Source organism: Streptomyces sp. TRM70350 (assembly GCF_019219825.1).
Taxonomy (GTDB): domain Bacteria; phylum Actinomycetota; class Actinomycetes; order Streptomycetales; family Streptomycetaceae; genus Streptomyces.
This window is the reverse complement of the sequence record NZ_JAHUXH010000005.1, coordinates 340,934-356,954: the sequence shown is the minus strand read 5'-3', so window position 1 is coordinate 356,954 and position 16,021 is coordinate 340,934. Positions and strand designations below refer to the sequence as shown.

The 16,021-nt window shown below is 70.4% G+C and carries 14 protein-coding genes and 4 pseudogenes; 13 read left to right on the top strand and 5 right to left on the bottom strand.

The genetic code is table 11. From position 1 onward, the window contains the following. The first annotated feature begins 35 nt into the window (after positions 1-35). Positions 36-3,011 (top strand): GH59 galactosidase, encoded by a 2,976-nt coding sequence (locus tag KWI83_RS11360; RefSeq protein WP_218514171.1) that lies wholly within the window; start codon positions 36-38, stop codon positions 3,009-3,011. Positions 3,012-3,257: 246 nt separating this feature from the next. Beyond that, positions 3,258-4,757, top strand: coding sequence for an alginate lyase family protein (locus tag KWI83_RS11355; RefSeq protein WP_256362069.1), 1,500 nt, complete (start codon positions 3,258-3,260; stop codon positions 4,755-4,757). Positions 4,758-4,907: 150 nt separating this feature from the next. On the opposite strand, the pseudogene KWI83_RS38380 reads toward KWI83_RS11355, so the two are convergent. The 4 genes and pseudogenes from KWI83_RS38380 to KWI83_RS11335 all read right to left on the bottom strand — a co-directional run. Beyond that, positions 4,908-5,039: pseudogene (locus tag KWI83_RS38380) on the bottom strand (nuclear transport factor 2 family protein); the annotation flags it as partial. Beyond that, positions 5,020-5,412 (bottom strand): annotated as a pseudogene (locus KWI83_RS11345) (MBL fold metallo-hydrolase); the annotation flags it as partial. The pseudogenes KWI83_RS38380 and KWI83_RS11345, both read right to left, overlap by 20 nt. Before the next feature lie 27 nt (positions 5,413-5,439). After that, positions 5,440-5,574, bottom strand: a complete 135-nt coding sequence (locus KWI83_RS11340; RefSeq protein WP_256362068.1) for a hypothetical protein — start codon at positions 5,572-5,574, stop codon at positions 5,440-5,442. A gap of 337 nt (positions 5,575-5,911) precedes the next feature. Beyond that, complete coding sequence (locus tag KWI83_RS11335) at positions 5,912-6,883, bottom strand: extracellular solute-binding protein (protein WP_308122024.1); 972 nt, start codon at positions 6,881-6,883, stop codon at positions 5,912-5,914. 101 nt (positions 6,884-6,984) lie between these two features. On the opposite strand from KWI83_RS11335, the gene KWI83_RS39930 reads away from it, so the two are divergent. The 5 genes from KWI83_RS39930 to KWI83_RS11315 all read left to right on the top strand — a co-directional run bounded on the left by KWI83_RS39930 (position 6,985) and on the right by KWI83_RS11315 (position 11,458). Beyond that, on the top strand, positions 6,985-7,200 hold the full coding sequence (locus KWI83_RS39930) for a TerD family protein (RefSeq protein WP_308122023.1): 216 nt from the start codon (positions 6,985-6,987) through the stop codon (positions 7,198-7,200). 433 nt (positions 7,201-7,633) lie between these two features. Next, positions 7,634-8,956 carry a Na+/H+ antiporter NhaA gene (gene nhaA, locus KWI83_RS11325; RefSeq protein ID WP_218514170.1) on the top strand — a complete coding sequence of 441 codons (1,323 nt, stop codon included), beginning with the start codon at positions 7,634-7,636 and terminating at the stop codon, positions 8,954-8,956. Between the two features lie 38 nt (positions 8,957-8,994). Further along, the gene (locus KWI83_RS38375) at positions 8,995-9,270 is read left to right on the top strand and encodes a hypothetical protein (protein WP_256362066.1); all 276 of its coding nucleotides are present in this window, start codon (positions 8,995-8,997) and stop codon (positions 9,268-9,270) included. A 13-nt stretch (positions 9,271-9,283) separates the two neighbouring features. Further along, positions 9,284-9,442, top strand: coding sequence for a hypothetical protein (locus KWI83_RS38370; RefSeq protein WP_256362065.1), 159 nt, complete (start codon positions 9,284-9,286; stop codon positions 9,440-9,442). Positions 9,443-9,739: 297 nt separating this feature from the next. Beyond that, on the top strand, positions 9,740-11,458 hold the full coding sequence (locus KWI83_RS11315; protein ID WP_218514169.1) for a SpoIIE family protein phosphatase: 1,719 nt from the start codon (positions 9,740-9,742) through the stop codon (positions 11,456-11,458). A gap of 33 nt (positions 11,459-11,491) precedes the next feature. On the opposite strand, the gene KWI83_RS11310 is transcribed toward KWI83_RS11315, so the two are convergent. Then, positions 11,492-12,259 (bottom strand): hypothetical protein, encoded by a 768-nt coding sequence (locus KWI83_RS11310; RefSeq protein ID WP_256362064.1) that lies wholly within the window; start codon positions 12,257-12,259, stop codon positions 11,492-11,494. A gap of 503 nt (positions 12,260-12,762) precedes the next feature. Here KWI83_RS11310 and KWI83_RS11305 point away from each other — a divergent pair. The 6 genes and pseudogenes from KWI83_RS11305 to KWI83_RS11285 all read left to right on the top strand — a co-directional run bounded on the left by KWI83_RS11305 (position 12,763) and on the right by KWI83_RS11285 (position 15,409). Continuing rightward, positions 12,763-13,065 carry a hypothetical protein gene (locus tag KWI83_RS11305; RefSeq protein ID WP_218514209.1) on the top strand — a complete coding sequence of 101 codons (303 nt, stop codon included), beginning with the start codon at positions 12,763-12,765 and terminating at the stop codon, positions 13,063-13,065. Between the two features lie 34 nt (positions 13,066-13,099). After that, positions 13,100-13,447, top strand: a complete 348-nt coding sequence (locus tag KWI83_RS39925) for a hypothetical protein (RefSeq protein WP_308122022.1) — start codon at positions 13,100-13,102, stop codon at positions 13,445-13,447. 60 nt (positions 13,448-13,507) lie between these two features. Next, a pseudogene (locus KWI83_RS40230) lies at positions 13,508-14,094 on the top strand (DUF5994 family protein). 146 nt (positions 14,095-14,240) lie between these two features. Continuing rightward, positions 14,241-14,387, top strand: a pseudogene (locus KWI83_RS38360) (acyl-CoA desaturase); the annotation flags it as partial. A gap of 39 nt (positions 14,388-14,426) precedes the next feature. Then, a complete protein-coding gene (locus KWI83_RS11290) occupies positions 14,427-14,834 on the top strand; it encodes a DUF5994 family protein (protein WP_218514167.1) in 408 nt (135 codons plus the stop codon). A gap of 53 nt (positions 14,835-14,887) precedes the next feature. Further along, positions 14,888-15,409: a DUF5994 family protein gene (locus tag KWI83_RS11285; RefSeq protein ID WP_218514166.1), complete on the top strand. Its 522-nt coding sequence runs from the start codon at positions 14,888-14,890 to the stop codon at positions 15,407-15,409. Positions 15,410-16,021: the final 612 nt, after the last annotated feature.

Below are 16,021 nucleotides of genomic sequence, written 5' to 3'. Positions count from 1 at the left end.
CGGTACGCCCTACGAGAACAAGGAGTCGAAGCGGAATGGGCCCACAGCGAAGACTCGGCTGGATGTCGCTGGCCGCGGCAACCACCATGGCACTCGCGGCCGGAGTGATCACCGCCCCCGCCGCCCACACCGCGGACGATCCCGTGGAGGTCGTGGTCAACGGGGATGACGTTCGCGCCGACAACGTGAACGGTTTGACCTACAAGGGCCTCGGCGTGCTCAGTTGCAACAGCACGAGCAACCTGCTGATGGACTACAAGGCGGAGCACCCCGGCCGGTACTGGCAGCTCATCCGCGTGCTGTTCGGTGGAAAGAACCCCCTGATCAACCATGTCAAGGTCGAGATGGGTTCGGACACGAACACGTCGACCGGTTCCGATCCGGCGACCATGCGCACAGCGGACGAACTCGCCGACGCGTCGCGCTCCCCGGGCTTCCAACTGGCAGCGGACGCCAAGACGGTCAACCCGAAGCTCAAGGTCTCGATTCTCCGCTGGGTCATGCCCCGATGGGTTCAGAACGAATGGAACAAGGGCACCGGCTCCGACGAGATGTACAAGTGGTACAAGGAGACGATCCTCGACGCCTACGAGAAATACGGGTACATGGTCGACTACGTCGACCCGGACACGAACGAGACGCGGGATCCGGACGAGGCCTTCATCAAGTGGTACAAGAAGGCGATTCTGTCCGACACGGACTTCGCCGACCCCCGCTACGGCATCCCGGCGAAAAAGCGGGAGCAGGCCGAGAAGGCCTACCGCAGCATAAAGATCATCGCCGCTGACGAGAACACCACCCTCAATATCGGGCCGTCCATGCTCAGCGACGCGGAACTCTTCGGCATGGTCGACGCGGTCGGCTACCACTACACCACCGAGGACCGGCACGACGGGCCCGCCGGCAGCGACACCAATCTGCCGTACACCAGGCTGGCGACCGGTGAGAACAAGTACGGCGAGGACAAGGAAGTCTGGTACAGCGAGGGAGTCGGCTCCTTCGGCTACACGGACTACCGCGTCAACAACACCGAGGGTCCGAACGGAACGAGCACCGGTATCGGTGGCGTCCAAAGCGCCCTCGATCTCGCGAACCGCTCCGTCAAGAGCTACGCCAACTCGAAGCGGACGCACTACATCTTCCAGCCGGCGATCGGCTCCTTCTACGAAGGCGCGCAGTACAGCCACAAGGAACTCGTCAGCGCGCGTGACCCGTGGTCGGGCCACCTCCACTACGACGCGGCCTTCTATGTGATGCAGCACTTCACCCAGTTCGCGAAGACCGGCTGGGAGAACGACACGAACACGGCGGGCATCTGGCGCACCGTGCCGGAGGCCAGTTACAGCGGGGTGAGCGGCACCGTCGACCTCGACGGCTCCAACGGGGCCCCCAGTTACATGACGCTCGCGGATCCCCGTAAGAAGGACTTCTCGACGATCGTCGTCAACGACAGCGACCAGCCCAGGACCTACCGGATCAAAGCCGAGAACATGCGACTCGGTTCCGACCCGACCATGGAGATCTGGGAAACCCGCGGACCGGACGCGGGCCGGCCCTACGACGCGAACTTCAAGCGCCTCGTCGACGAGATCCGGCCCGGCGGCGCCGGGTACTACACCTACACGGTCAAGCCGAGGTCGATCGTGACCTTGACGACGCTCGACAAGAGCCACGACAAGGCGACGAAGCAACGCCTGCCCGAGTCCTGGGACCGCACGGTGCTGGACACCGACGCGACCGGCACCAAGCACAACACCCGCGACAAGGTCCTGTACGCCGACGACTTCGGGTACGAGGAGGAGGGCAGGGTCCAGGTCGGCACCGGCAACGGTGCGCACAAGACGTCCCAGCCCTACCTGAGGTCGCGCGGCAACCAGCCTCGCTACATGGTCGACCAGACCGGCGCCTGGGAGGTCGGTGAGGACGCGAGCGGCAACAACGTCCTGTACCAGTACATGGACCAGTCCATGAAGGACACCGGCGCCTGGAACCGCCACACCCCGAACACGACGGTCGGCGACTTCCGCTGGGAGAACTACCGAGCCACGGTCGACGTCTCGTTCCCTGACCCGGACGGCGGACTCGCCGCCCTGGGCGTCCGTCAGCAGAAGGGCATGGCGATCAGCGACGCCGCCTACAACGTGCGCATCGGGCCGACCGGCGCCTGGACGTTCTACGAATACGGCAGGGCCGTCACGTCGGGAACGGTCGCGGCGTCCGACGGCTACCGCCTCGCCATCGAGGCGAAGGGCGCGACGGTCACGACCTACATCGACGGCAAGGCCGTCTCCACGTACCAGGACCCGACTCCGCAGACCGAAGGACGCGTCAAGCTCGGATCCGACTTCCACAAGACGGCGTTCGACAACCTGAAGGTCGAGAAGATCGACGGGTACACGCCCTACGCCCGCGCGCAGCTCGACAACATGGACAGCTCGGTCACCTACGACGGCACGTGGAGCCGGAAGGCCTCCTTCGGCGACCCGATGGACTGGTACCGGTCGACGTCGACCGGCACGACCGCCGGCTCGTCGTTCACCGTCCCGTTCACCGGCACGGGCATCGACGTCATCGGCGGCAACGACGGCACCGCCGTCCTCGACGTCTACGTCGACGGAAGGCTGATCGCACGGGACGCGAAGACGGCCGCGACCGACAAGCGCCTCGCGACGTACGCGCTCCGCGGTCTGCCCGACGGCGCGCACACGGCGAGGTTCGTCCTCAAGTCCGGAAAGATCGTTCTCGACGCGTTCAACGCCATCTCCGGGGACGTGGACGGCGCTGTGGACACGACACCGATCCGGGGCGCCCTGGAGAAGATCGGACGTCCGGCGCAGGCGGACTACACGGCCGACTCCTGGGCCCTGTTCGCCTCCGCGTCGTCGGCGGCGAAGGCTGCCGTGGCGGGACGGCAGAAGGGCCTTGACGCCATCGGCGTCGAGCAGATCACGGACCGGCTCGAAGAGGCTCACGACCGGCTGGTGCGCAAGGACGGCACCGCCGCCCAGTAGGTGCCCTGGGCCTGCGGGCCCCGTGCGTTCGTCGTAAATGATCAAGGGGCCGTATCGGATTCCTCCGATACGGCCCCTTGTATACGGCCCCTTGTATGGGGCGAGTCGCCGTCCGCAGGGCTCGGCGAACCGTGCCCGCGCATACGACACTGCTCGCCCACCGGGCCGCCGGACAGTTTTTGTTATGCACCGGTGCGGCGCGCGTCTCCTTGGTACAGGACCGGAGAAGAACCAGGAGACAGTTCGATGGAGCAGGCCACCACAGACCGTTCGCTCAGCCGTCGCGGGATGCTGAAGCTCGCCGGCGCGGCCAGTGCCGGCGCCGGTGCGATCGGGGCGGCCACGGGGACCGCCTCAGCCGTGCCGACGGCCCCGAAGGGCGGGTTCGCCCACCCGGCGCTGCTGCACACGCAGGCCGACTTCGACCGGATGGCCGAGAAGGTCAAGGCGGGTGCGCAGCCCTGGACGGACGGCTGGAAGCGGCTGCTGAGCAGCCGGGACTCGGCGACCGACTACCGGCCACGGCCCGTCGCGACCGTCATCCGCGGTGGCGAGGGCGCGAACGTCCACCTGCTCTTCCGGGACACCGCCGCGGCCTACCAGAACGCCCTGCGCTGGAAGATCACCGGGGACGCCGGGCACGGGGACAAGGCGCGGGACATCCTCAACGCCTGGTCGGCCACCCTCAAGGAGCTCGGCGGGAACGCCGACCGGTACCTGATGGCGGGCATCCAGGGGTATCAGCTGGCCAACGCCGGCGAGATCATGCGCGACTACGACGGATTCGACCTCGGCCGGTTCCAGTCCATGCTGGTCGACATCTTCTACCCGATGAACGACTACTTCCTGGTCAACCACAACGACGCCGTCCCCAGCAACTACCGGGCCAACTGGGAACTGTGCACCCTGGCGTCCATCATCGCCATCGGCGGGCTCACCGAGGACCAGGCCAAGATCGACCGGGCGGTGGAGTACTTCAAGAACGGCGACGGCAACGGCTGTGTCAAACGGGCCATCCCCGTCCTGCACGAGGAGGCGGACGGCGTCGTCCTCGGGCAGTGGGAGGAGAGCGGCCGGGACCAGGAGCACACCATGGCCGGTGTCGGCTGGATGGGCGCGCTCTGCGAGATGGCCTGGAACCTGGGCGAGGACCTGTACGGGTACGACGACAACCGGTTCATGAAGGGCGCTGAGTACGTCGCCCGCTACAACCTCGGCAAGGACGTTCCCTACACCTCGTACTCACGCCGCATGGGCCGGCGCGTGGCGGGCCAGCTCGGAGCCCTGCACACCGAACCGGAGATCAGCGAGCAGGGCCGGGGCAGCACCCGCCCCATCTGGGCCCTGATCCACAACCACTACGCGGTGCGCCGCGGGCTGGACGTACCGAACATCACGGCCTACAAGGACAAGCTCACGCCCGAGGACGGCGGCGGTCTCCGCGGCGGGGCCGGCTGGAGCTACGACCACCTCGGCTACGGCACGCTGACCTACACCCGGGACCCGGAGGACGTCGGCGCGTCCGCGCCGGGCGCCGCACGCGAAACCAAGACGGCGGACGACGCCTCGGGCAGCGCGGCAGGCGGCGGGACGCGCCCGCAGGGCGGCGCCCCCCACGATCTGGCCGCCACCGGGGCGGACGGCGTCCTTGCCTGGTCCGCCGCCGGGGCCTCGGCCCTCCTCGGGGGTCTCCTCCTGCTCCGCCGTCGCGGGCGCGGAGCGAGCACGCCCGGATCCGACGCGTGATCCGCGGCGCCTGAGCCAGGCGGTGCGAACGGGGGCGGCTGCCGGATCCGCACAGCGGAAGCCGTTCTGCTCGCACAAGGCGATGACGAGCGCCCTGTCGTCGGCAGTGGGCAGAGGGATACCTGTCCCGAGGAAGGTCTGGACGGACGCCTAGCCGTGCATGGCGTCGCGGACGAGGGCGGTGTCGACGAACTGCTCGAAGCGGACGATCAGGCCGCCGCGGACGACGAAGTGGTGGGCGACGCGTACGTCGATCGGCTTGCCGGTGGCCTTGTTGGTCGCCGGTCAGCGGGGTGAGGTCGACCAGGCGGGTGGGCAGGTTCGGGCCGAGGGCCGTCCACGCCTTGAGCTTGCCCTCGTAGGAGTGCTGGATGTGCTCGATGACGAGCGGGGTGGCGACGAAGGTGGCGTCGGGGAAGGCGTCGGCGAGGACCTCGGCGCCGAAGTAGAAGTCGGGGTCGCCGTGGCTGACGAAGACGGTGGTCAGCTTCTTGCCGGAGTCGAGGATCTCGGCGGCGAGGCGGTGGCCGTCGGCGCGGGTGAAGGCGGCGTCGACCAGCAGGGCCTCCTGCTCACCGGTGACGAGCGTGGCGGTCTTGTTCTTGCTGCCGGCCGGGAAGTCGAGGTCGAGGACCTTGAAGGAGAGGGTGCTCATGCGGGGCCTCCTGGAGGGGATGGGAATTCAGTGGGTGGGGGCGGTGGTCAGGGCGGCCAGCCGCCGGTCGATCTCGTCGGCGGTGGCGTGGCCATGGGCCAGGACGGCGACCCGGTCACCGTCGCCGGCGCAGGACGTCCACCGGCCCTGGGAACGCCGCACCGACCCCGCCGCCTCACCCGGCCCCCGCCCGCCGCGGGTTTCGCAACCTCCGCGACGCAACCTCCGCGACGCAACCTCCGCGACGCAACCTCCGCGACGCGACCGCCGCGCGACCGGCGGCCGCACCGAAACCCACACGACCAGGCCCTGGACGGCCTCCCGGCTCGAAGAACAAGCACCGGGCCAAGCGTCACGACGTCGGCAAGACGGTCAATCGCACCGAGTCACTCAAGGAACACCAAGCTCACCGAGGCAAACGTCAAGCTCAGGCGGCCGTGTGGGTGGCCATGGCTTCCACCCCTCTGGTGGGGAGCAGAGGGAAGCGGAAAAGGGCCCGTCAGCCCTGGGTGCCGTCCTGGTTGACGGGGTACAGGCCGAGCACGCCCTGCGGGTCGGAGGGGTTCACGCCCTTGACGTCGCCGACATAGAGGTTGATGCGGGCCTTGTAGCGGTCGAGGGCGGTGCGGTTGCTCATGAACTCGCCGAGACCGAGCGGGTTCATGTTCTCGTAGCCGAAGATGCCCTTGCGGCCCGCCGGCGCGGCGACGTCGGTGCGGGCGCTCCAGGTGTCGATGGAGTTCTGTTGGGCATCCTTGGACAGCAGCCAGCTCAGGTAGAGCTTGGCGGCGGCCTTGTGCGGGGCATCCTTGAGGATGGCACCGGTCTGCGGCCAGGCGACCCACGGCGACTTCTTCGGCAGGGTGGTCTCAGCGGCGCCCGGGACGCCTCCGCTCGTGCCGAAGCTCGCCACGTAGTCACCGGAGCCGACCAGGTCGGCGGAGTCCTGGGTGCCGCGGACGAACGTCGGGTTCTGGGCGAGCAGCTTCTTCAGGTAGTCGAAGCCGTACTTGTCGGTGAGCTGTTTGAAGTAGTAGAGGACGGCGTCGTCGTCGTTCGGGTAGGTGAAGACGAGCTTGTTCTTGAACTCGGGCTTGAGGAAGTCCTTGGCCTCGACGGGCGCGTCGTCGCCGAGCCTGGTGGCCGTGACGTTGGAGAAGGCGAAGAAGAACAGGCCGGTGTAGTAGCCGTCCTTGTCCTTGATCTGGTCGAAGATCTTGTTCCAGCCGACCGGCTTGTACTTCTGCAGCACCCCTTCCTTCTTCCAGCGCGGGAAGTCGTCGACGGTCTGGAGGTGGACGACGTCGGCAACGTTGGAAATCAGGGCCTGCCACCACTGCTCGGCCTCGGCTGCCAACTGCTGCCGTACCTCGTTGAGTCGCGCGGTCTCCGCCGCCAGATATGCGGGAGCGTCCTGCTCCGCCCGCCCTTTGGCCGCCGCCCGCTCGCCCCCGGACCAGCCGTCGCACACCCTGGAAGTGGAACGCCTGGGCCTCGGCGAGCACCCCGGGCAGTCCCAATCTGGGGAGCGTCCGCGATCACGGGCGGACGTGCCGCGGGGAATGACTGCAGATGGACACTGGTCGTCTGCCGCCTCAGTTCTCGGTCGATCGCGGCATCGCGCTCCGCCTCCCTCCCGCAGACCCGGACATCCGCGCCATGGTCGTCGCCGAGTTGTATCGGCACACCATCGATGGTCGACCCGCATGGAAGCTGCGCGCCCTCGGCCAGGGCTGGGCGGACGGTCTCGACGGCCTGGCTCGCGCCCACGGAGTCGACGTCGAATGACAACTGGAGGCAGGCGCCCGTACGCGTCCGCAATCACGCGTCTATGGCTGGGCCCGAAGCGCAGGGATGCGGACACCTCCGAAGGTCCGTCGGCCACTCCCGGACCGCGTACTCCGACGTCGTGCCCACAGCGTGCCCGTACGGGCGGACCATCACGGCGACCGGGAGGACCCTGGACTGTGCGGATCAGTCGTCGGCCAGCTCCTCCCGGGATTCGGCCCGTTCGGGGATGACCCGGGTGCGGACGCGCCGACGACAGCCCCGGTGCCGCCTCGCGCAGTCCCCTGGTGGTCGCACCACGGGCGGCTGTGGGCGGGCTACGGTGGATGGGATGTGACGAATGCGCCATCAGGGCACGATCGCACCGGGACGTCCGGTCGGCGCCGGAGGGCTCGTTCCTATGCCCGTTGCCCGCGGCCCGGAGGTCCTCCCGATGCCTGCTGCCCCGCGCGAGCCTTCGGTCTTCCTCGGACTGCTGCCCTGGCCGGAACGGGTACAGGTGGCCCGGGCCTTGCGCACGGAGACGGTCGGCGGCCTGGTGCTGCTGATCGCCGCCCTGGTGGCGCTGGTGTGGGCGAACACCCCGTGGCGCGGGAGCTACGAGGCGCTGCGCGACGTCCACTTCGGGGTAGCCGCACTCGGGCTGGATCTGTCGGTGCGGCACTGGACCGCCGACGGGCTGCTCACCGTCTTCTTCCTGGTCGCCGGGATCGAGCTCAAACGCGAACTCGTGGCCGGTCAGCTGCGCACCCGGGCCACCGCGGTCCTGCCGGTGGTGGCCGCGGTGTGCGGCATGGTGGTGCCTGCGGCGATCTACCTGGCCACAACCGCTGCCGGTGGCGGCCGTGCCGACGGCTGGGCGGTGCCGATGGCCACCGACATCGCCTTCGCACTCGCGGTCCTCGCTGTGCTCAGCACCCACATGCCGACCGCATTGCGGGCCTTCCTGCTCACCCTGGCGGTCGTCGACGACCTGGGCGCGATCCTGGTCATCGCGCTGTTCTTCACCAGTCGCCTGAACCCGGCAGCCCTCGGAGGGGCTGTCGGCGGGTTGGTCGTCTTCTACCTGCTGCAACGGTTCAGGGTGCGCGGATGGTGGTGGTACGTGCCCTTGGCCATGGTCATCTGGGCGCTGATGTACAACGGCGGGGTGCACGCCACCGTGGCCGGGGTGGCGATGGGACTGATCCTTCGCTGCGCCCGCGACCAGGGTACGGGGGAGGACGCCTCGCCCGGGGAGCGCACCGAGCACCTGCTGCGTCCGGTATCAGCCGGTGTCGCCGTCCCCCTGTTCGCCCTGTTCGCCGCCGGGGTGAGCATCTCCGTTCCCGTGCTGGGCCAGGTGTTCACCCGTCCCGAGCCGCTGGGCGTGGTGCTTGGCCTGGTCGTCGGCAAGGCCGTGGGGATCTTCGGGGGAACCTACCTCGCCGCCCGGTACACCCGGGCCCGGCTCAACCCCGACCTGGCCTGGGCCGACGTCTTCGCCCTCGCGGTTCTCGCCGGAATCGGGTTCACGGTCGCCCTGCTCATCGGCGAGGTGGCCTTCGCCGACCCGGCTGACACCGAGCGGATCAAAGCCGCCGTACTGGTCGCCTCACTGCTCGCCGCCGGCGTGGCCGCGCTGCTGGTCAAACGGCGTAACAGCATCTACCGCAGGCTGTGGGAGGCGGAGCACCTCGACGAGGACGCCGACGGCATCCCCGACATCTACCAGCGCGGTACGGGCAGTCCGTACCGCGCCCGGCGCCGCCGGTGACGGCTCGGACAGTCCGCCGCAGGAGACGGCCACACCCGGTGACCGCAGGCGCACACCGCCACCGGCGTGCGGCCTCCGCCGCGCGGCTGGTGTCGGCCGGGACGGCGATGCTCACCACCGCCGAGGTCCTGGAGAACAGGGAGCTGGACCACAACATCCTGCACGGCCAGTGGGACTGTACGCGCGACCCTGCCGTCCACTCCACCACCTGGGAGTGGGACTTCCGCACCCCGGCCGCCGCCTGGAAGCACACCCACAACGACCTGCACCACACCTGGACCGATGTGGGTGGGCCGCGACCGCGACCTCGGTAACGTGATCATGCGCTTGAGCGAGGACCAGCCCTGGCAAAAGGACTACGTCCTCTTCCCCCTGCCGGCCGGCCCGTCCGCCCTGCCCTGCCTGCTCGGCAACCTCACCGCCGCCCGCGACATCTTGGCGCGCCCCGTCATCTTCTGCGGCCACTTCCCCGCCGGTGCGGAATGATCGGGCAAGTGGACGGCTTCGACGGCCGGAACATGCGGCAGGCCCGTGTGTGCCGAGCGCGAGCGGAAAGCGACCGTTCCCCGCCGCCCGGACACACGCCGGAGCGGTCGTACGCCGAAGGCCGCCGTACGCCGCCGACCGGCTCGACGACGACCACTACCCGTCGTACACCATGGGCAGTAGGCAAGGTCGCCGAGCCGATCGGTGCCAAGCCGGGGGACCATCGGTCCACTGGTGTGTCGGTCCGCCGATGCGCCCGCGGTCTTCGGCGAGGGTTTCCATGACTGGAGGGGCGGCATGGTGGAGGGTGTGGGAGATGAGGGGCGACGGTGGTCGGCGGCCGAGCCGGGTTTCTGGCAGCAGGTCGTCGGGCAGCTGGGCACGGCCCTGATCGTGGTGGACCCCGCCGGCCGGATCCTCGCGGTCAACCCGGCCGCCGAGCGGCTGCTGGGCCGCGCCGCCGCGGCGATGCGCGGGGAGGACGCACACGACCTGCTGCACCGGGATGCGGACGGCGGCAGGATCCCCCGGGAGCAGTGCCCGCTGCTGCGGGCCGCGGCCGAGAGGGCCGAGGCGCGGGGGGCGGGCGACATCTGTCTGCGCGGTGACGGTCGCCTGGTCGCGATGTCCTGGTCCGCTTCTCCCCTGACGGACGACGGCGCCTTCACGGGCATGGCCGTGCTGTTCACCGACGCCGCCGGCGACCGCAGCGCGCGTCGGGCGCGTGCGGCCTATACACGTGCTCTGGAGGACCTCACCGAGCGGCTGACGCTGGTGGCGGAGATCACCGACGTGCTCGGTCAGACGCTGGAGACCGATGAGGCCCTCGCCCGGCTGGGCCGCCTGCTGGTTCCCCGCCTCGCCGACTGGGCGGCGGTGGACCTGCGCGTCGGTTCCGGACAGGTCCACCGTGTGGCGGTGACGGGTCCCAAGGGCCGGGACGCCGTACAGGAGGACTGGCGCGAGCGCCTTCCCGAGGCCGGGGAGGAGGCCCACTCCCCTCTGGTCCAGGTGCTGAACGGCGGTGATCCCGTGCTGCAGCGCGAGGCGGACGTGGCCGCACCGACCGCCTCTGCCCTGGCCGCCGTCCACGGCGGCTTCCTGCGGGCCGTCGGCGCGACGTCCGCCGTCACGGTGCCGCTGGGCTCCCGGCGGCAGATCACCGGCGCCCTGACGCTGGTGCGCACGGACCCGGCGCACCCCTTCGACGCCGACGACCTGAAAGTGGTGAGCGACATCGGCCGCCGGGTCGGCCTGGTCATCGACAACGCCCGCCGCTTCGGCCGCCAGCGCGCCGTCGCCGAGGCCATGCAGCGCAACCTGCTCGCCCCGCTGCCCCAGCCCGGCCGCCTGCGGCTGGCCGCCCGCTACCAGCCCGCCCCGGCCGGCTCCCAGGTCGGCGGCGACTGGTACGACGCGTTCGAGCGGAAGGACGGCACGCTCGCGCTGGTCATCGGCGACGTCGTGGGCCACGACCTGACCGCGGCGGCCGGCATGGCGCAACTGCACGGCATCCTGCGCTCACTGGCCTGGGACCACACCGGACCGCCCGGCGCCGTCGTCGACCGCCTCGACGACGCCATGCCCGCCATCACCACCGTCCCCATGGCCACCCTCGTCCTCGCCCTGCTCGAAGGCAGCCCGCACACCGGCCCGTGGACGCTGCGGTGGACGAACGCCGGGCATCCGCCGCCCCTCCTGCTGACCCAGGACGGACAGGCGCAGTACCTCGAAGCGGGACAGGGACTCCTCCTCGGCGCCCCTCCGGGCACCGGCGGCAGCCGGCCGAACGCCGAGCAGCCCCTGCCGCCGGGTTCCACCCTGCTGCTCTACACCGACGGCCTGATCGAGATTCCCGGCAGCGACCTGGACACCGGCCTCGCCCGTCTGCGCCACCACGCTCTCGCTCTCGCCCACGAACCGCTGGACACGCTGTGCGACCAACTGCCCGCCCGCATGCCGCCCGGCAGCACCGACGACGTGGCCCTCCTCGCCCTGCGCCTGCCGACGCCGTGAGAGCCGTGACGGCCGTGACGCGGGACGTGGTGCTCACGTCTCGAGGACCAGGACGCGGAACGGGCCGCGCGGGGCCGTCCGAGGGGTGTCGCCTTCGATGTACCGCCACCCCCAGGACCGCAGCGCCTCGACGGTCCCGTGGTCGGAGCGGTTCACCAGCGTGACGGCGACGGCGGCACCGTGATCGGTGAGCAGCCGTTTCTGCAGGCGCCGGGCGAGGTTCCAGGCACGGTCCTGGTTCTGCCTGCGTACGGAGGACGGAACGTGGATCCCGGAGATCACGAAGAGGCGTCCGGAGGCGGCGAGGCGGAGCAGCCGCCCCGGAAGGTATCCGTCGAAGCCCTCCCACCGGGGACCGTCGCCGCGTACGGGGAAACCGTAGGCGCATCCGGTCAGCGCGGTGGTCTCCGCGATCAGCAACTCGAATCCCGGTCGCCGTACGTCGGCCGCCAGCCGCCGCAGGAAGGCGCCGCGGGCCTGGTTCCACGCCCACGGGCCGCCGCCGGACGTCTCCGCACACAGATCGCCCAGTTCCTGCAGATGGTCCTCGATCTGACGCCGGGTGAGCGGACGGACGCGTTGCCCCTCTCGGGGCGAGGAGCCTCGCTCCGGCCTTGACGGGCGTGGCTTTCGCGGACTGCGCCGGTCCGGGCCGACGGGCCGCCCAAGGAGTTCTGTGGTCGCCGGCGGAACCGGCACGTTCACGGTCATGAGGTGAGCCCTGCCCCGGGCGCGGGCGAATCCGGCCCGGCGTCGTCGGTCGCCGAGAACGGCACCGATGTCGGAGCCGGTGCGCGACATGCCCTCGATATCTCCACCGTACTCCCAGGGCCCGCGCCCCCCCTTCTGGACCGACGGTGGCCGAGAACTTGTGGACCCACGGTGGCCGAGAACTTGTGGACCCACGGTGGCCGAGAACGCCGAGGCGGGTAGCGCGGTGCCGTCCGCCCCCACCCGACGGAGGCGCGCGGGAGTACGGTGGACGTACCGAGGGCACGTCGCACACCGGCTCCCGCGCCGGTCTCGTCCTCGGCGAGACACTTCGCCGGAACTCCTGCGCAGCGCAGGGGGTTCCGGAGACAGGTCAGCCCGATGGCCTCGGCCTTCGATACGTTCCCCGCCGCCGACGTGTGGCCAGAGCCCGACCCGCGCAGGGCCGTATTGCTGCTCTTCACCACCGGCACCAGTGGCACCACAGCAACAGCACCACCGCACCCCCACAGCACCACGCGCGCCCGTGGGACGGCGGGCCCGCTTCTCTCGAGCGCTTCTCGCGTTCGACCGACCGTCAGGTCGTGACCGCCATGGACATCGCCCTCACCATCGCCGCGTTCCTCGTGCTCATCGCCGGCGGAGCGTACGTGATCCACCGGCTCAACTCCGCACACGACGAAAGGATCGCCTTGCATTCCTACAGCCGCTTCCTTCCCGGCCGCCGGGCCGCCGCCGACCCCGCTGCCGGCACCACCGCGCCGACCCCACCGCACTCCGGCCCGTCAGCCGCGCACGAACGTCGCGACCATCGCGACGGCGGCCGGGGACGCTTCCGACCGCGCCGCCACCGGGACCGGACCACGCACAAGAAGCCGAACGCCGCCGGGCGTTGAGGCCGAGATGCCCAACAGGACAGAGGTGACGTCCATGCACGCGTCGCCCCGCCGCTTCCACGGCACCGGCAGCACACACGGCACAGGCGAAGATCCGCCGGCGTACGAGACCGCGGACGGTGATCCCCACGTGGGGGAACTCGCGGAGGTCCGCATCATCGCCGCCAGCCCCGAATTCGCCCAACGGGTGGCGCAACTGCTGCGCCGGAACTTCCGCTGCGACGAGCCACGCAGCTACCCCGCGGGCGCCGACGGGCAGGGCACCCTGCTCCATCTCACGGTCGACACCGGGCACGTCACCGCAGAGCCCTCCGCCGAGTCGCCCTGGCTGACCACCAGCCACACCCAGGCAGGACGCACCCACACCGACGAGCCGGGCTGACCCCGGCCCACCGCAGCACCGGCCACCGCACGACGGCCGCCCGAGGACAGGAACCGCGACATGAACCCACCCACCGGCACAGGCCCGCCGCCCAGGGCCGCTGACCGCCCCCCGGCACGCCCGGAACGCACCTCCCCACGCCCTGTCCGGCTTTCCCTGCGCCCGCCGACCTTCCCGCCCGGTCCCGTGTGCGGCGCCTGGTGGCCCCGCACCGACGACCTGATGACCGAACTGCCCGCGCTCACCGAGGCGTTCGACGCGTGTCGCGCATGGCGTCCCACCGCGACGCCTGGCCGGCGGCGCCCTGCGACCTGCCCGTGACCGGCCACACGGTGAAGGCCGCGTGGTTCGCGTCCGGTTTCGACCCGCACATGATCCGGCTCTTCTCGTACGGCGTCGGACGCTGGGACCTGCTCGTCGTCCCGCCCCGGACCGAGGCCGCCACGGCGGCGCGGCTCATGGCCGCGGCGGCCGACCCCGCACTCCACCTCGGCGCGAGCGAGCTCCTGGCAGCCGAGCGACGCCTCCACGCCGAGGACGAGGCCGTACGCGAGCAGGGGCGGATGGAGCAGTGGGAAGAAGAGGGCGGCGCGCCGAGGCGCCTCTCGGCCCCGCTCTCTTCCTCCCGCAACTGTTACGGTCCGTAACCCCCTTTTCGCTTCCCGCCAGGTGGGCTGAAGGGACCGAGGGCACGCCGCACACCGGTGACGGACCGGCTTTCGACTCCCGGCGCCCCACGACACCGGGCGGTTCATCGCCCGGACAGGTTCCGCATCATGGCAGCCTTTGCCGCCACGCCGACCCCACCAGCGCCCGGCACGGCGTCGACCGGGGCCAGATCGGCCCGTCGGCCGCCGTCATCCGCATCCTCGAACGCCTCGACTGGGTGTCCGACGTGCGCTGGCCGGCGCCGGACCGCCTCGCCGCCCGCCGCGCCTGACCCGAACCAACCGCTCCACGACCCGGCCAAGGAAACACCATGATCACCACAGCGCCACCCTCACCGCCCTCACCGCCCACCCGCCCTCTCCTCCGCCTGCGCCTCGCGCCCCACAGCGCGCTGCCACGTCGCCTCGACGGCGTGTGGTGGCCACGCTCCTACGACCTCCTGGCAGAGCTTCCGCAACTGCTCGCCGCACTGCCGCGCGCCTGGGGACACATCGCCGGTGTCACGGTGAACGGAGCGGCCTGGTCCGCGGCACCTGGCCGGATGCTCGTCGCCAACCAGGTCGTACGACTGCGGAAGACGGTCGCAGTGCACGCCCCGGACACCGTGGTCCTGCTCGCCCCCGGCCACGGCCGCTGGGACCTGCTGGTCGTGCCGCCCGGCACCACCGAGGAGGCGGCCGAGCCGATCATTGCCGTCGCGCTCAGCGACCGGGCCTGACAGGGCAGGAGTAGCGTGGACGCGAGGGGGCCCCGAACAGGCAGGTGAGCACGATGCCCGATCCCGATCCCCCGCCTCCGGCAGGATTTCTGGCGGACGGTGTACACGAATCCATGCGTCCCGGAACGGCGCTCCTGCGGCTCACCACCACTCACGAACGCCGGAGCATCCTCGACGGTGCGTGGTGGCCCCGTTCCAGGAATCTCACCGCCGAACTGCCCGGCCTGATCAGCGCACTGACCGAGCGCCTCGGGCCGATCACACGGATCGGCCTGGACTCCGCGGCCTGGGACGAAATGCCGACGCGGATGACCATCGAGGACCGTGTGGTGCACATCGACGTCTTCTCCGTGGGCGACGACACCGCGCTCGTGACCCGAGGGGACCAGGACCACTTCTCCCTGCTCGTGGTCCCACCGGACACGCCCCCCGAGGCGGCGCGAGCCGCGATGACCGAAGCGGTCCGTGCCGGCAGCCTCAAGCAGGCCCAGCAGATCCTGATCGACACCGGCGCGGATCAGACCCGTCCGACCGGCCCGACCACTGCGGACGGCCGCCGGTGGGAGGACCGGTGACGGGGAGAGACTCTCCACAGTGCGCGAGGAGTACTTCCGTTCCGCAGCAGGCGCCTTCGACACCAGCTGAGGTGCAGCAGCATCAGCCGGTGATCCGGTCGGCTGGGTCGGGCAGCGGCTCCGGGATCCATTCGCCGGCGTAAGACTCCCGCCGGGCGCGCGCCGCGCCGAGCAGGTTCTGAGGCCCCTGAGCCCTCAGCCGGGAGCCGCACCCTCCATCCCTGGACGATTGGTGTGGCTCCCCCTGTGCCGGCAGCCGCAACGGCGATCTCTGGCCTCTGCCTTTACTCAGCTGCAACCGGCGCCACCATCGGCAGAGCCGGGGCGGCACACCTCATTACCTGCTTCCGTGCCCACCGCGTGCCACGGTCAACAGCGGTGCGATCAGGCCCGCTCGGCGTCACCGGAACGATCTCAGATCTGGAGGCGACGGAAAGGCGCTGCTCAACGCCCCTTGGGAACTGGGCGCCGAAGTCCTCGACTGGTTCGCCTGGAACCCAATCCTGAGAGTGGCTCGTCCATCGCCTCCGGCATGCTGAAGCGCCGCCACAGGACAACATGCGAATCAGCGCCGTCTCACCTCGCGTGTCACCACATTGATCCGAGGCTTCG